The organism is Rhizobium sp. BK512, from assembly GCF_014194915.1.
In the GTDB taxonomy this organism is placed as follows: domain Bacteria; phylum Pseudomonadota; class Alphaproteobacteria; order Rhizobiales; family Rhizobiaceae; genus Rhizobium.
In genome coordinates, this window is sequence record NZ_JACIAS010000013.1 from 1 (window position 1) to 16,533 (window position 16,533).

General features: G+C 60.1%; 13 protein-coding genes and 1 pseudogene. 8 read left to right on the plus strand and 6 right to left on the minus strand.

Annotation, left to right across the window (positions count from 1 at the left end; translation table 11 throughout):
- Positions 1 to 91: 91 nt before the first annotated feature.
- Positions 92 to 691, minus strand: a pseudogene (locus FHX06_RS32710) (amino acid permease); the annotation flags it as partial.
- 178 nt (positions 692 to 869) lie between these two features.
- Here FHX06_RS32710 and FHX06_RS32715 point away from each other — a divergent pair.
- The 8 genes from FHX06_RS32715 (at position 870) to FHX06_RS32750 (ending at position 10,900) form a co-directional block, all read left to right on the plus strand.
- On the plus strand, positions 870 to 1,796 hold the full coding sequence (locus tag FHX06_RS32715) for a cation diffusion facilitator family transporter (protein WP_183882390.1): 927 nt from the start codon (positions 870 to 872) through the stop codon (positions 1,794 to 1,796).
- A 159-nt stretch (positions 1,797 to 1,955) separates the two neighbouring features.
- Entirely contained in the window at positions 1,956 to 4,217 is a 2,262-nt protein-coding gene (locus FHX06_RS32720; RefSeq protein ID WP_183882392.1) for an arginine/lysine/ornithine decarboxylase, read from the plus strand.
- On the plus strand, positions 4,214 to 6,577 hold the full coding sequence (gene speC, locus FHX06_RS32725; protein ID WP_183882394.1) for an ornithine decarboxylase: 2,364 nt from the start codon (positions 4,214 to 4,216) through the stop codon (positions 6,575 to 6,577). The genes FHX06_RS32720 and speC overlap by 4 nt, the downstream gene beginning before the upstream one ends.
- A 20-nt stretch (positions 6,578 to 6,597) precedes the next feature.
- Complete coding sequence (gene potE / locus FHX06_RS32730) at positions 6,598 to 7,956, plus strand: putrescine-ornithine antiporter (RefSeq protein ID WP_112545367.1); 1,359 nt, start codon at positions 6,598 to 6,600, stop codon at positions 7,954 to 7,956.
- 17 nt (positions 7,957 to 7,973) lie between these two features.
- Entirely contained in the window at positions 7,974 to 8,900 is a 927-nt protein-coding gene (locus tag FHX06_RS32735) for an amino acid ABC transporter substrate-binding protein (RefSeq protein ID WP_183882396.1), read from the plus strand.
- Between the two features lie 132 nt (positions 8,901 to 9,032).
- On the plus strand, positions 9,033 to 10,130 hold the full coding sequence (gene cax / locus FHX06_RS32740) for a calcium/proton exchanger (RefSeq protein WP_112545369.1): 1,098 nt from the start codon (positions 9,033 to 9,035) through the stop codon (positions 10,128 to 10,130).
- Between the two features lie 21 nt (positions 10,131 to 10,151).
- Positions 10,152 to 10,496, plus strand: a complete 345-nt coding sequence (locus FHX06_RS32745; protein WP_112545370.1) for a potassium channel family protein — start codon at positions 10,152 to 10,154, stop codon at positions 10,494 to 10,496.
- A gap of 167 nt (positions 10,497 to 10,663) precedes the next feature.
- Positions 10,664 to 10,900 (plus strand): hypothetical protein, encoded by a 237-nt coding sequence (locus tag FHX06_RS32750; RefSeq protein ID WP_112545371.1) that lies wholly within the window; start codon positions 10,664 to 10,666, stop codon positions 10,898 to 10,900.
- Here FHX06_RS32750 and FHX06_RS32755 read toward each other — a convergent pair.
- From FHX06_RS32755 to FHX06_RS32775, 5 genes are all read right to left on the minus strand, one after another.
- Positions 10,882 to 12,033 carry an AI-2E family transporter gene (locus FHX06_RS32755; RefSeq protein WP_183882398.1) on the minus strand — a complete coding sequence of 384 codons (1,152 nt, stop codon included), beginning with the start codon at positions 12,031 to 12,033 and terminating at the stop codon, positions 10,882 to 10,884. The genes FHX06_RS32750 and FHX06_RS32755 overlap by 19 nt on opposite strands.
- A 39-nt stretch (positions 12,034 to 12,072) precedes the next feature.
- On the minus strand, positions 12,073 to 12,915 hold the full coding sequence (gene ppk2 / locus FHX06_RS32760; RefSeq protein WP_112545373.1) for a polyphosphate kinase 2: 843 nt from the start codon (positions 12,913 to 12,915) through the stop codon (positions 12,073 to 12,075).
- A 20-nt stretch (positions 12,916 to 12,935) separates the two neighbouring features.
- Positions 12,936 to 14,636, minus strand: coding sequence for a SulP family inorganic anion transporter (locus FHX06_RS32765; protein ID WP_183882401.1), 1,701 nt, complete (start codon positions 14,634 to 14,636; stop codon positions 12,936 to 12,938).
- A 99-nt stretch (positions 14,637 to 14,735) separates the two neighbouring features.
- Positions 14,736 to 15,893 (minus strand): HlyD family secretion protein, encoded by a 1,158-nt coding sequence (locus FHX06_RS32770; RefSeq protein WP_112545375.1) that lies wholly within the window; start codon positions 15,891 to 15,893, stop codon positions 14,736 to 14,738.
- Entirely contained in the window at positions 15,893 to 16,234 is a 342-nt protein-coding gene (locus tag FHX06_RS32775; protein WP_112545493.1) for a DUF3302 domain-containing protein, read from the minus strand. The genes FHX06_RS32770 and FHX06_RS32775 overlap by 1 nt, the downstream gene beginning before the upstream one ends.
- Positions 16,235 to 16,533: the final 299 nt, after the last annotated feature.

Below are 16,533 nucleotides of genomic sequence, written 5' to 3' on the forward strand. Positions count from 1 at the left end.
GCAGGAACTTGACCACAACGACCGACACGAACAATACCTAAAGGCGGGTCACTTCTCAGTGCAAATCCCGGGTCAACTCTCAGCGCAAATCAACAGTGAGAGGCGCCAGCGTTGCAAATGACTGCAGCAGCGGCTGGCCGCTCGGGTTGAATTCGGCGAAATGCGATGTGTCGATATAAAGAAGGCCGATAATGGCAACGGCGCCGAAGGGGAGCAGCTTGGCATAGGTCGTGACCTGCGCGAAGAGGCCAGCGGCGTGGACGCCGCGAAGATTGACGAGCACGATCGCCCAGATGACGCCGAGCGTCAGTACCGTCGCGGTGAAGCGGTTACTGAGGGCAGGGAAGAGATCGACCATCACGCCGGTAAAGGCAATCGCGATCACGGGCAGCGATGTCCAGATGGAAATCCAATAACCCCAGGCGATGAGGAAGCCTGCGAAATCGCCGTAACCGAGCCGCGTATAGGCATAGGGACCGCCAACGGCGGGCACGAGCCTCGCCAGGCGCGCGAAAGTAAGGCCGAGGCAGATCGCCCCGGCACCCATGAGGATCCAGACGATGATCGCAAGGTTGCCGTAGGGCGCAACAGCGGCCGGCGAAAGGTAAAATCCGGACCCGACCATGTTTCCAACAACGATGGCTGTGCAGGCGCCAAGTCCAAGGCTCTTGCCATTCGACGAGGTTGTCATCAAATCCCTCCCGTGAGCCGGCTTCCGGAAGCCGATGGCTCTTCGGACTGCCTTCGAGCCGCGATTGTCGTTGCAAAAACGGGCTCCCGCAATCCGGATCAATGCGTAGTCTGACGGTCTGGTTTAGCCTTCAACATCGGGGTAAAGCAGCTAAATCACAGTGCTGGAGGTGACGTTGATGTTGGGCGAGCAGGGGGTTCTCAGGATCTCGATTGCAGCCACCGTTGTGGTCGCAGTGCTCGGAGTTGTCTTCGGCATTCTATCCGGCTCATTCTCCATCGCCTTCGACGGCGTCTATTCGCTGGCCGATGCGGCGATGACCGGGCTTGCACTCTGGGTTTCCACCCTGATCATCAAGTCGACGCAGAGCGATGCCCAGTCGGGCAGGATCCGAAACCGCTTCACCATGGGGTTCTGGCATCTGGAGCCGATCGTATTGATGCTCAATGGCTGCCTGCTGATGACGGTCGGTGTCTATGCATTGATCAGCGCGATCATCAGCATTCTGAACGGCGGCCATGAACTACGTTTTGGCATGGCGATCGCCTATTCCGCGGCAACCGTGCTCGTCTGCGCCATCATGGCTGTCCTCGGCATCCGGTTCAACCGCCGCATCAAATCCGATTTCATCTCGCTCGACATCAAGGCCTGGATCATGTCGGGCGGCATCGCGCTTGCACTGCTTATCGCATTTCTCATCGGCATGGCCGTCCAGGCGACACCTGTTGCCTGGGTCGCCAGCTATATGGACCCTGCGGTCCTGATCCTCGTCTGTCTTGTCATGATCCCACTCCCGATCGGCACGATCTGGAAAGCGCTGAGCGAAATCCTGCTGATCGCCCCTGTCGATCTGCAAGAGCACGTGGATCGCATCGCATCCGACACGGTGCGCCGCCTCGGCTTCGTCTCGCACCGCGCCTATGTCGCCCAGGTCGGCCGCGCCAAGCAGATCGAACTCTACTTCATCGTGCCCGAAGGGCTTCCCGCGAAAACTATTGAGGAGTGGGACGCGCTGCGCGACGAGATCGGCAATGCGATCGGTGATGAAAGCGCCAATCGCTGGCTGACGATAGCCTTCACCGCCGATCACGAATGGGCGGAATAGGCCCGGCACGAGGCTTCCCCCTTCGCCGCGAAATGCTTCCCGTCACGTTGATTGCAATCAACGACGCTGCACTACCCGTCATGTACCATCCTTCAACCTGAGATGCAGGCGGCTGCATGGCGGCCGCAGCGTTTGACCCCTCGGTTTCTGGAGGAACGCATGGAATTCCAGACGGCATTTCCTATCGCTGTTATCGACGAGGATTTTGATGGCAAGAGTGCTGCCGGGCGCGGCATGCGCGATCTGGCCGCCGCCATCGAGAAGGAAGGATTCCGGATCGTCTCCGGCGTTTCCTACGAAGACGCCCGTCGTCTGGTCCATGTCTTCAACACCGAATCCTGCTGGCTGGTCTCCGTCGACGGCACGGAGGACAAGGCGACACGCTGGCAAGTGCTGGGCGAGGTTCTCGCCGCAAAGCGACAGAGAAACGACCGTCTGCCGATCTTCCTCTTCGGCGACGACACGACCGCGGAAGATGTACCTGCCGCAGTGTTGCGGCACGCCAATGCCTTCTTCCGGCTGTTCGAAGATTCAGCGGAATTCATGGCCCGCGCCATCGCGCAGGCCGCCCGCAACTATCTCGACCGGCTGCCGCCGCCGATGTTCAAGGCGCTGATGGATTATACGCTGGAGGGTGCCTATTCCTGGCACACACCGGGCCATGGCGGCGGCGTCGCCTTCCGCAAGAGCCCCGTCGGTCAACTCTTCTATACGTTCTTCGGCGAAAACACGCTGCGATCGGATATTTCGGTATCGGTCGGCAGCGTCGGTTCGCTTCTCGATCATGTCGGGCCGATCGCCGAGGGCGAGCGCAATGCGGCGCGCATCTTCGGCACGGATGAGACCCTTTTCGTCGTCGGCGGCACGTCGACCGCCAACAAGATCGTCTGGCACGGCATGGTCGGGCGCGGCGATCTCGTGCTCTGCGACCGAAACTGCCACAAGTCGATCCTGCACTCGCTCATCATGACGGGCGCGACACCCATCTATCTGACGCCGTCCCGCAATGGGCTCGGCATTATCGGCCCGATCTCGAAGGATCAGTTCACGCCGGAATCGATCGCCGGCAAGATTGCCGCCAGCCCCTTTGCGGGGCAGACCAGCGGCAAGGTCCGGCTGATGGTCATCACCAATTCGACCTATGACGGGCTCTGCTACAATGTCGATGCCATCAAGGCGTCACTGGGAGATGCAGTCGAGGTGCTGCATTTCGACGAGGCCTGGTACGCCTACGCGAATTTCCACGAGTTCTACGACGGCTTCCACGGCATCTCGTCGAACCAGCCCGCGCGGTCGCAGAACGCCATTACCTTCGCCACGCACTCGACGCACAAGCTGCTGGCTGCACTTTCGCAAGCATCGATGATCCATATCCAGCATGCCGAGAACAAGCGCCTCGATGTCACGCGCTTCAACGAAGCCTTCATGATGCACACATCCACCTCGCCGCAATATGGTATCATCGCCTCCTGCGATGTCGCGGCTGCGATGATGGAGCAGCCGGCGGGTCGCGCGCTGGTGCAGGAAACGGTCGACGAGGCGATCAGCTTCCGACGGGCGATGAATGCCGTCAGGAAACAGAGTGACGGAAGCTGGTGGTTCGACGTCTGGGAGCCGACGGTTGCCGAACAGACGCCGAGTGACACCCATGCCGACTGGGTGCTGAAGCCCGATGACGCCTGGCATGGTTTTGCCGGCCTTGCCGAAAACCACGTCATGGTCGACCCGATCAAGGTCACCATCCTGTCGCCGGGCCTGTCGGCGAGCGGAGTGATGGACGAGCACGGGATACCGGCTGCCGTCATCACCAAGTTCCTGTCGTCGCGGCGCATTGAGATCGAAAAGACCGGTCTCTACTCGTTCCTCGTCCTTTTCTCGATGGGCATCACCCGCGGCAAGTGGAGCACGCTCGTCACGGAACTCCTCAATTTCAAGGATCTTTATGATGCCAATGCGCCATTGACCCGGGCGCTGCCGGCGCTCGCCGCAGCTCATCCGGAGGCCTATGCCGGCATGGGCCTGAAAGATCTCTGCGAGCAGATCCACGCAATCTATCGCAAGGACGATGTTCCGAAGGCGCAGCGCGAGATGTACACGGTCCTGCCGGAAATGGCCCTGCGTCCCGCCGATGCCTACGACCGGCTGGTCAAGGGCAAGATCGAGAGCGTAGAGATCGACAATCTCATGAACCGCATCCTCGCGGTGATGATCGTTCCCTATCCACCGGGAATTCCCTTGATCATGCCGGGCGAGCGGATCACCCAGTCGACCAAATCGATCCAGGATTACCTGCTCTACGCCCGTGACTTCGACAGCAAGTTCCCAGGTTTCGAAACCGATATTCACGGCCTTCGCTTCGCGCCCGGTGATGGCGGACGTCGCTACCTTGTCGATTGCATTGCAGGGGAGGGCCAGGAATGATCCCGCGTGATGTGAAGTCTCCGACGGTCGCCATACCCTTCCACAAGATGCTGAAGATCGTGGCGATCATCGACCGCGACAATTCTCAGGCACAGGCGCTGGTGTCGCAGATCACCGCTGACGGATTCGAGGTGGAGTTGCGCGACGACTATTCCGCCGATGTCTCCGAGGATGCTGATGTCGGCGCCTATATCGGCTCGGTCGAGGGCGGCAAGCTGCTGGCGGCGCGCAGCTTCCTTCGTTCCGTCAGGGAGATCGGTTTTCGCACGCCGATCTGGGCGATGGCCGATACGCTGACGATTGCCGACATGGATGTCGTGGAAATGGCCGGTGAGGTGGATGGTTTCGTCTATCTCGGCCAGCAGACACCGACCTTCTATGCCAAGCAGATCGTCTCCAGCGCGGTCAATTACGGCAAGTCGCTGCTGCCGCCCTTCTTCGGCGGCATGATGGCCTATGACGGCGAGGCCAATATCGCCTTCGATTGCCCGGGGCATCAGGGCGGCCAGTTCTATCGGAAATCGCCGGCTGGGCAGCTTTTCTTCAAATATTTCGGCGAGAGCATTTTTCGAAACGACCTCTGCAACGCAGACGTCGATCTCGGCGACCTGCTGATCCATGAAGGCCCTGCCGTCGAAGCCCAGAAACAGGCGGCGCGCATCTTTGGCGCCGACCGCACTTATTTCATTCTCAACGGCACGAGCACCTCCAACAAGGTAGTTGCCAATGCCGTATTACGCAGCGGCGATCTCGTGCTCTTCGACCGCAACAATCACAAGTCCCTGCATCAGGGCGCTCTCGTGCAGGCCGGTGCTATTCCGATCTATCTGCCGACCGCCCGCAATTCCTTCGGCATGATCGGTGCTGTCGATTGGGCGGCCTGGGACGAGGGCTGGCTGCGGCAGAAGATCGAGGAGCACCCGCTGGTCACCGACAAGAGCCGGGCGAAGGGTGAGAGGCCTTTCCGTCTCGCCTGTATCCAGCTCGCGACCTATGACGGCACGATCTACAATGTCCAGCAGGTCATGGAGAAGATCGGCCATCTCTGCGATTACGTGCTCTGGGACGAAGCCTGGATTGGCTACAACGCCTTCCATCCGCTCTTTGATGGCCATAGCCCGATGCGCCTCAAGGACCTCGGGGCCGACATGCCGGGTCTGTTTTCCACCCAGTCGGTCCACAAACAGGGTGCCGGCTTCTCGCAGGCGTCACAGATCCACAAGCGGGACGAACATATCAGCGGCCAGCGCCGCTTCGTCGAACACAAGCGCTTCAATGAATCGCTGCTGATGCATGTTTCGACCTCACCCTTCTATCCGCTTTTCGCCTCGCTCGATGTCAACGCCAAGGTCCATGAGGGCAAGGCCGGCGAGATGCTGTGGGACCGCTGCATCGAACTCGGCATCGAGGTGCGCAAGAAGCTGCGCGGCTTCGTCAATCACTACGAGAGGAAGGCGGCAAGCCCCGAAGAACAATGGTTTTTCGATCCTTTCGTCCCGGACAAGGTCTCGGTTTCAGGCTCGAAGCACACCGGCGACATCGCCGATACCAGATGGGAAGATATTCCGACCGATGTGCTCAAACGCGAGCAGCAATGCTGGCGGTTCGATCCGCAGGCGAAGTGGCATGGTTATTCGGGCTATGCGCCGGGCTATACCATGGTCGATCCGAACAAGCTCGCAATACTCACGCCTGGTATTGACCGGAAGACCGGCGAATATCGCGAATTCGGCATCCCGGCGACTGTCGTTGCCAATTATCTGCGCGAGCAGAGGGTGGTGCCGGAAAAATGCGATCTGAACAGCCTGCTCTTCCTGCTGACGCCTGCCGAAGACGAAAGCAAGCTGAACACGCTCGTTGCCAAGCTCGTCAAGTTCAAGAACCTCTGGGACCGCGACGCGCCGCTGCAGGAGGTGCTGCCGACCGTGTACGCGGCCAATCGCGAGCGCTATGCCGGCTATACCGTTCGCCAGGTTTGCCGGGAGATGCATTCCTTCTACCGCGAGGCCGGCGTCAAGGAACTGCAGCGTCTGTGCTTCCGTTCCGAGAGCTTCCCGGAGCCCGCAATTGCGCCCAAGCAAGCCTATGAAGCGCTGGTCGCCAACAATGTCGATTACGTACCGCTGACGGAAGCCGCCGGCCGGATCTCCGCGACGCTGGCGCTGATCTATCCGCCCGGTATCGGCGTGATCGTGCCCGGCGAGCGCTGGGACGATCGGGCGCGGCCGATGCGCGACTATTTCCTGGCCTTCGAGGAATCCTTCAATCGCTTCCCGGGCTTCAACTACGAGGTCCAGGGCGTGTTCCAGGAGCGGATCGATGGGCGGATCAAATTCCACACATATGTCGTGCGCGAGTAGGGGGTAGGGAGGATTTCGTCATGACCGATAACACGATGCATCTCGCGGCCGAGACCACGGCCAAGAAGAAGATGAACCTTGTGCAGCTCACCTTCATCGTCGCCGTCAACATGATGGGCTCGGGCATCATCATGCTTCCCGCCAACATGGCCCAGGTCGGTGCGATCTCGCTGCTGTCCTGGCTCGTGACCGCCGTCGGCTCGATGGCGATCGCCTATGGCTTTGCCCAGGCCGGGCTGTTCAACCAGCGCCCGGGCGGCATGTCCGCCTATGCGGAAGATGCCTATGGGAAGGATGGCTATTTCATGGTGTTCTTCCTGTATTTCCTGTCGCTTGCCGTCGGCAACGTGGCGATCGGCATTTCGGCTGTTGGTTATCTCGCCGGGTTCTTTCCGGCTCTGACCTCGACCCCCATCATGACCTGCCTGGCGCTGATCGTCCTTCTGTGGCTGACCACGGCCGCCAATTTCGGCGGACCGCGCATCACCGGCCGCATCGGGTCGATCACGGTCTGGGGCGTCATCCTTCCCGTCGGATTGCTGTCGATTATCGGCTGGCTGTGGTTCAGCTCCAGCACGTTCGCGGCCGCCTGGAACCCGAAAGGACTATCGCTTGCGCAAGGGATGGGATCGAGCATCTCGTTGACCCTCTGGGCCTTCCTCGGCATGGAATCGGCCGCACAGAATTCCGATGCAGTCGAAAATCCCAAGCGCGATGTGCCACTCGCCTGCATGTTCGGGACGCTCGGTGCAGCCGTCATCTACATCCTGTCGACGACGGTCATTCAGGGCATCGTGCCGAATGCGGATCTCGCGACCTCCACCGGACCGTTCGCGCTCGCCTACGCCACCATGTTCAACCCGACTGTTGGTTCGATCATCATGGCGCTGGCCGTGCTCGCCTGCCTCGGCTCGCTGCTCGGCTGGCAGTTCACGATTGCCCAGACGGCGAAGACCGCCGCCGACGAGCGGATGTTCCCGTCCATATTCTCGCGGGTCAATGAGATGGGTGCACCGGTGCGGGGGATGATCATTCTCGGCATCGTGCAGACCTGCCTTGCCCTGATGACCATATCGCCGACTCTGAGCGAACAGTTCTCCGCGCTGGTCAATCTCGCTGTCGTCACCAATGTGCTGCCTTACATCATCTCGCTGTCTGCGCTGTTCGTCATGATGAAGGCCGCCCGCGTGCCGCCGGCGAAATACAAGCTGAATGCCACGATCGCGCTTATCGGCATGGCCTATAGCGTCTTCGCCATCTACGCCTCCGGCAAGGATGCAGTGCTCGGCGGCATGATCGTCACAGGCATCGGTTTCATCATCTACGGCCTGATCGCCCCGCGTTTTTCCGGCGGCGCGAACCGGGCTCCGGCCGAATAACAGAGGGAGGACCAATCATGTCAAAGAGAAATGGTCACCGGGGGGTGATCGCCGCCTCCGTCCTCGCTACAATGGCGGCATCGGCGCTCATCGCGCCCGCGCAAGCCCAGACGCTCGATCGCGTCAAGACGAGCACCGCGCTCAAGCTCGGCTACGATCCGGATGCCAGGCCCTTTTCCTTCAATTCGGAGCAGGGCAGGCCGGATGGTTATGCCGTCGCTCTTTGCAACAAGATTGCCGACAGTCTGAGAGCACAGCTGAACCTGTCGAAGCTCGATGTCGAATGGGTTCCGCTGTCCGGCGATGCCAAGACCACGGCGATCGAGAGCGGTGCAGCCGATCTTGTCTGCGGTGCGGAGCCGGTGACCTTGACGCGCCGCAAACTTGTCTCGTTCTCGATCCCGATCTTCCCGAGCGGCACCGGCGCATTGCTTAGCGCCAGTTCTCCGCTGGCGCTGCGGGAGGTGCTGCAATATGGCGAACCGACAAGCCGACCCGTCTGGCGCGGTTCGCCGGCCCGCACGATCCTGGAACACAAGACATTCTCTTCGATCGCCGGCACAACAAGTGAAAGCTGGCTGACCGACAGGATCAAGACCTTCCAGCTCGCGGCGACCGCAACGCCCGTCAACAACTATCAGCAGGGTATCGAACGTGTGCTGGACGGCAGTTCGGCGGTGCTCTTCGGTGATATGCCGGTCCTCATGGATGCTGCCGCCCGCAGCGACAATTCCGGCAATCTCATCGTCCTGCAGCGCCATTTCACCTACGAGCCGCTCGGTCTCGAATTGGCACGCGGCGACGAGGACTTCCGTCTCGCTGTCGATCGTGCCTTGAGCCAGACCTATGCGGCGCAGGATTTCCGAACCTTCTTCACCACGTGGTTCGGGCCACCGGATGAAGCAACGGTGACATTCTTCCAGCAGACGGCGCTGCCGGAATAACACCGCGATCGGTGGGAAATACGGCCGTCGAAAATGAAGGCGGCACGCTCCGGAGCAGGTCCGTCGACCTGCAACCCGTCTGCATGCCGCAGCAAGAAATATGGATGCAGCGAAACGGATGGGAGTGGTGGGGTGAGCCTCCTTTGGAAAGAAATTCGTCACAACCCGATGCTGTGGCTGCTCGTCGCAGTGCCGGTCGTCTTTGTCGCTGCGAGCGTTGCCCCCGAGGCGCACACGCTGCTGTTCATCCTCTCTGTGTTTGCGGTGATACCGCTCGCGGGTCTCCTCAGTCACGCGACTGAATCCGTAGCGGCAAAGACAGGCGATGCTGCCGGCGGGTTGCTCAACGCGACGCTTGGAAACCTGACGGAGTTGGTTATTGCACTCGCGGCCCTTCGTGCCGGGCAATATACGCTCGTAAAATCATCCGTTGCCGGTGCGATCGTCGCGAATACCCTGTTCATGCTGGGGGCCTCCTTTTTGCTCGGTGGCCTCAAACACCATACCCAGGAGTTCAACCGCGCCAATGCCCGCGTTCAGTCGGGCCTGCTCTTCCTTGCCACGATCGGACTGCTGATGCCGTCGGCGGTTGCTTCGATGGATTCGGCGTCGGCGACGGCCGTCATCCAGAAGCTCAGCTTGGGCCTGGCGATCCTGCTTATTGTCGGATACGGGCTGGGCCTGTTGTTCACGCTCAAAACGCATCGCGACGCTTTTGCCGCAGCCGAGCAAGCGCATGAGGCTGAAGAGGCGCCGTGGCCGATCGGCATGGCTCTCGCCACCCTTGCCGGTGTCACGGTGCTGGTTGCGCTCGTCAGCGAGATCTTCGTCGAATCCGTGCAGGAAGCGGCCAAGGTTTTCGGGATGACGCAAGCCTTTGTCGGCTTCATCGTCGTTGCGCTGGTCGGCGGTGCTGCCGAAATGGCTTCGGCCTTTTCCGGTGCGCGCAAGAACCGCCTCGACCTGAGTGTGGGCATTGCACTTGGAAGCGCGTCGCAGATCGCGCTCTTCGTCGCGCCCGTGCTGGTCCTCTTGAGCTATCTGATCGGTCCGACACCGATGGATCTGCAATTTGCGCCCGGCGTCGTGGTCATGGTTTTCTTGGCCACGATCACGGCAATGTTCGTCACCAATAGCGGGCGTTCGGCATGGTTCATCGGCATGCTGGTGCTGATGGTCTACATGATCTTTGCCATGACGCTTTATGTTCTGCCCGATCAGACATCGTGAGGCGGGCCGGCGGAGGCAAATATGCCAATGAAACCTGGTCGTGAATTGACCCATCGACAAATGCGGCGTCTGTTCTTCACCACACTGGTAAGGCAGCTTCGCGTGATCTGGCCAATCGTATCAGGGGTGGTCCTTGTGATGATCGGATGCGGGCTTGCAATCTGGCGCATCGAAGACTGGCGCCTCGATGAGGCTCTCTATTTCACGTTCGTGACGGGCCTGACCATCGGCTACGGCGATTTTACTCCCAAACATGTTTCGGCGCGGATATTGTCGTTGGTCATCGGCTTCGCAGGAATTGTGCTGACCGGCATTGTCGCCGCAGTCACTGTAAAGGCCTTGAACGCTGACGATTGGGAGCCCTGATGCCCTCTTCGTTTATGCCGCACTGTGCAAAGCGCAATTCGATCTCTTGTAATGTGATCCAACGGAACCATTCTTACGAATAAATTTTCGGTAACCAATCGGGAACGGCCGGCGTTCCCCTGAGTTCGTACGATTTGCGGGGGTGCGCAAATATACGGAGCTGCCTGATGAGCCGAGAGCGTGGACGAAGGAAATTGATGCTCCGACTGCCTGATATTCGTCATCGTCTTTCTGGCATCGCCAGCGAGACACTTGGTGAAATGTTTGAAGCCTACGATCTTGCCGTCGATGCACTGGATCGGTTCCGCAATCAGCGCCCGCGTGAAGACAGGCTGATTACGGAATATGAGCAGCTCTGCCTTGAAATAGAGCAGGAGGTTCTCGTCTACTGCACCGACCGCTGAACCTGCCCGTCGAAGCCGGCAGCGAGTTCATGCTCGGATCCGGTTGACGCTGCCGCTGGCCAGGCCCAGGCTCGCAGCAATTCGTAAAAGACGCTGAGGACTACGGGCCCCAGGAACAACCCGAGAAGCCCGTGTGATAGCGTACCGCCGATGACCCCGATTAGGATCACGAGCATCGGGGTCGAGAGACCGCGCGACATCAATATGGGCTTCAGGACATTGTCGACCACCGTGATCGGTATCGCCAGGCAGGTAAAGATAAGTGCGGTGCCATAGGACCAGGAAAACCAGGCCCAAACGATCATGGGCAGAAGCACCAGCCCAGGACCCAATTGCATCACGCAGAGCATGAAGACGGCAAAGGTCAGCGCACCGCGTGCGGGGATGTCGAAAAAGGCAAAGCACAAACCGCAAAGCAGCGTCTGCAGGAAGGCGACGCCAATGACGCCGCGCGAGACATTCCGCACCGTACTTCCGGCAAGCCGGGCAAAGCCGACGCCTTTTTCGCCGCCGATCCGGTTTGCCAGCAGCTGCACTGCCGCAGCAAGTGGCGTGGCCCGCGTCAGAAACAGGCCGGAAAGCAGGATCGAGGCAACGAAACTCAAGACACCGCCGCCGACCGAAGCGAGCTTTGCCACGATGACGCCCATCACTTCGCGGATAGGCGCTTGAAACTTGATGATGGTAGAAGCCAGGTCGCCGGCAATCTGGTTCCATGTATTATAGATGCGCTCGCCGATGACGGGCCATTCCTTGATGGCAGCCGGGGCGGCAGGCAAGGAGAAGTCTTCCGTCCGCAACTTGCCGATCAACGCCTGCACAGTGTCGGCGAAATTGACGGCGACGAGGGCAAGCGGGGCAATGATCAGGACGAGGCAACTGACGACGATGACGATCGAGGCGATCACCGGCCTGTTGCCGATCAGCCGCGAGAGAGCATCGAACATCGGAAACAGCGCCACCGCAAGGATAGCCGACCAGATGACAATCAGCGCGAAGGGAGCGATAAGCTCCAGTGTCCAATAGGCAAAAAGCCCTATAATGCCCAATCGAACGAGATCGCTGACGCGCGCCTCGATCGAAAATTGCCCCGCACCGCTCGGTTGCGGGGCCGTATCATTGACCTGCTCCATGGCTACATCCATCCCCGGCATGTCGAGCCGGACCCATCGTCATGACGTTGTGTCGGGCACCACATGCCGGATTGCGCGATCCTCGACATAGGCCGACGGGCGCTTTTGGCGCTTCCCAAGATCCGGCGCCTCGAATTTCACACGCTCATAAGGGATCGATTGCAGAATGTGCGAGATGCAGTTGACCCGCGCCCGCTTCTTGTCATCCGAAGGCACGATCCACCACGGCGCGTGATTGCTGTCGGTCATCCGCAGCATCTCGTCATAGACGCGCGTATAGTCCCACCAGCGTTGGTAGGATTCGACATCCATGGGGCTGAGTTTCCATTGCCGCAGAGGATCGTCGATCCGGCGTCTGAAACGCCGTTCCTGCTCTTCTTCGCTGACCGTCAGGAAATATTTGAGCAGGATGACGCCGCTTTCGACGATGGCGGCCTCGAAACGCGGTGCGAGCTCAAGGAAGCGCTGTGCCTTCTTGTCGCTGGCGAAGCCCATGACCCGATCGACTCCCGCACGGTTATACCAGCTGCGATCGAAGATCACGATTTCGCCGGCGGCCGGCAGATGGGCGATGTAGCGCTGCATGTAGATCTGCGATTTCTCGCGGTCGGTCGGCGCGGGCAGGGCGATCACCCGGAAGACGCGCGGGCTGACCCTTTCCGTTATGCGCTTGATCATCCCGCCCTTGCCGGCAGCATCACGTCCTTCGAAGACGATGACGATCCGTGCGCCGGATTTTTTGACCCAGGCTTGCAGATGGGCCAATTCCACCTGCAGGCGGCTGATCTCCTTCTCGTAATCCCATGACTTCTTTTTCTTCTTGCCCTTGCCGGTGCGGGGCTCCTCGCCATCGGCGAGTTGCGGCTCGTAATTCTCGTCCATGTCTCTCCCTCCTTCTATCATCACGGGGCAGTACTTGCCGGTGCGGCATTGCCGATCTGGTCGATATCGCCGATCAGCGTTCGCAGCGCCTCTTCTCTGCCATTGAAAATATTCTCGGCGCCGACTGTCTTGATGATCCCGGCCCGCTCGAGAATGGCGCGGCTTTCATCGCTGAGATCGGCGAACGCAAAGATGATGTTTCGCTTCACAAGCAATTCCGCCACGGCCTCGAGTGCGGTGGCGCCGGTGCTGTCGATTTGCGTGATGGCGCTGGCATCGAGCACCAGGCATTTGGTGTCGGCGGGAAGTTCCTTTGCGACCGACATCAGCCGGATGCGCACATAGTCGGCGTTGTAAAACAGGATACTGCCCTGAACCGCGAAGACGGCGGCGCCCGGAACGGGGCGCGCCTCCGGGTAGCGCTGAAGGTCAAAGAAGCCATGCCGGCCTTCGATGCGGCCAAGCAGGCCGTCGCGCGGAAACATGGTCTGGCGCAGCAGATAGACGAAGGTCGCGCCGACGGCGACGATCACGCCGTTGAGGACGCCGAAACTGATGGCTCCCCACATGGCGATCAGCGCAAAGACGAACTCCATGCGGCTAATGCGCCAGATTTTCTTGAGCTCGCGAATATCGATCAGGCTGATGGCCGCTGCCACGAGAATGGCCGCAAGTGCAGGGATCGGAAGAATCCGCAACGCGCCATGCAGGAAAACCAGTGCGGCGACCAGCGTCGCCGCCGAAACGAGCCCGGCGAGCTGCGAAACGCCGCCCGTCGACAGGTTTATGGCGGTGCGGGAATCCGATGCGCTGATCGGAAACGAGCCGAAAAGGCCCGGGGCGATATTGGCAGCACCAAGCCCGATCAGCTCCTGATTGGCATCGACCTCTTCGCCGGTCCGCGATCCGAAGCTGCGCGCCGTCACGATACCGGCGCCGAAGCTGACGAGGAAGATCGTGACCGAGCCGATCATGAGTTTGTCGAGAGGCATCTGATAGAAAGCCGGCAGGGAAAAACTCGGCAACCCGCTTGGCAGGTCGCCGACGACGGCAATACCCCGACCACGAAAATCGAAGAGCGCCGAGAGGATGACTGAGATAACGACGACCAGGACGGGACCGGGGATTTTCAGATTGAAGCCACGGACGGTCCAGAGCAACGCGAACATGGCGGTGCCGAGGATAAGCGAAGGCCAGTGAATCAGGCTGCTCTTGGCAAAGATCTCGACGAGCGGCGAGACCAACCCGTCGGATTCGATTTTTACGCCTGTAAACCGACCGATCTGTCCGATCAGGATGGAGAGGGAGACGCCGGCAAAGAACCCGACCAGGATGGGGCGGGACAGGAAGCTCGCGAGAACGCCGAGCCGCAGCAATTTTGCTGCTAAGCAGCAAATGCCGACCCCCAACGCAAGCGCCGAAGCAACCGCAACCCGATCGACATCGCCTCCCGCCGGTGCGGCAGCAATGATGGTGCCCATCGCCGCTGCCAGCACGGTCATCGTCGCAGCATCGGGCCCGACGATCAGGAGCCGGGAGGGCCCGAATATCGCATAGGCGACCGGCGCGACAATACTTGCATAGATGCCTGTCTCCGGCGGCAATCCTGCGATGGCGGGATAGGCGATAGCGCTCGGCAGGCCGACGGCGGCGATCGACAGCCCGGCCGGGATATCACTCCGGAACCAGGCCTTGTTGAAACCGGCCAGGCCCCGCAACATAGGAAGACTGCCTATCAATTCCGGCTCCTTATCCTGTCGCCGTTACTCCCGCGGTGCCTTGCTTTTGCTTGCACCGCCGGGTCGGCGCCACCCTTTGCTTCAATGTTCGAGGAACACGTAGTTCATCCAGCTGCTCATGCGCAGCAGCACTTTGCGGAGGAGGGCGACGTGATGCCAATAATGTGTGTAGACCGCGACCTCAGCGACAACGCCGCCGGGCAGTTGATACTGATCGGTGTTCTCGAGCAGCTCGATGCGGGCCAAGGTCTGACCGGGCGATGTTCGTTCGGGCGATTGCGGGTCGATCAGCGCACCGCTCGGTTGCAATTGGCCCTGGGCCATCACATCGATGACCTCCGCCACCCGTGCCTTGAATATTTTGCCGGGCACAGCCTTGAAGGAGACCTCGGCATCATCACCGACGCGGACACGTTGCAGCGAGTTCTGGATGAAGGCTGCCGCCAGCATGCGGTCCTCACTGTTGATAAAGACCATGACCGGGCGTAGGGGCAGGGGATTGGCCATCATGCCTGGGCGCAGGAAGACCTGCGTAACATACCCGTCAGACGGCGCTCGTACGGTCGTCTGGTCGAGTTCGTATTCGGCGTTGTTCAACTCGGCCTGCAGCCTCGCGACCGTCGGGTTCGTGCCGTTGATCTCGGATTCATAAGCAAGCTTTGCTTGTGTCGCTTGCGCACGTGCCGTATCGACCGCTGCCTCCGCGGTAAGATAGATGCCGCGCCGGTTCTCGACCTCGAGTTCAGAATAGACGGCGCCTCGGCCACTCGATTTCGAATTCTCGTTCGACGCCTGGAACTTTTCAAAGGCCTGCAAGGATCTGTCCCGCGAGGCTTCGGCCCCCGTGACTGCCGCATTGGCGGCGTCGAGAGCGGCTTTCAGTTGCAGGACGGATTGCTTGGCTTCAGCAAGCGCTGCCGTCTTTTGGTCGACTGCAAACTGATATGGCCGGGGGTCGATGCGGAAAAGGATGTCGCCTTTCTTTAGCGGCGCGTTCGCAGTGACCGGAACGTCGACGACCTGGCCTCCCACGACGGGGATGACCGGAGCCGACGTGAAATAGATGCGCCCATCGCTCGAATAGGGATGATTGTAGCTCATCAGAAGCACAAGGCCCGAGATGATGAATATCCCGCCAAGGACGGCGGTTGCGAGTGACCACTGATTTACCGGGATCCTGAATAGCTTGAAGATCGTCCAGCAGATCGCGGCATAAGTCAGGATGAGGAGTAGTTCCATCAGGCGTTCTCCCTCTCCGGCGTATGCGCTTCGAGGTCGGCGATCCGTGCGTGAAGGCGGGCAATCTCAGCATTCGCTTCGGCTTCCGCCGACAGCTTCCCATCCGTGCGTATGCCCCAGCCGCGATCCTCGCGGTAGAGGGTGGCCCAGATGAACAGGAACGGCCAGATTGCATGGAGGGTGAAGAGGCTGACCCATCCGGCGACATGGATGGCGTCCTGATGCGGATGATTGCGCGCTTTGGCCATGAGGTGAGGAATGTCGTGGATTGCGATCACCGCGTAGAAAAGGGTGACGAAGACAAAGACCAGGACGCCCAAGGCAAAATAGTCGAGAAACACGGTCGCTCCCTTCGGGCTGGCCTTGCCGAGCCGTTTGATCGCTGTCGAGGGCAGAATATTAGGCCTGTTTTCATGCTGAGGCCCGTAGCATCGCGTAAGCTCTATTGAAGCATTGGAAACTCTGCCGTTTGTGGGGACGATCTCCATGTGAAAGCAAAAGGGCGGGATCAGAGCAACAGCGGTCATGCCGGCATTGCCACTCGGGACTGCCGCGGTTTTTCAAAAGCCGGCTAACGTAGGATCGTGTATTTTACGTCTGCTGCCGATCGCCCTGTTATATAGTTTCCTCATCTGCTTAG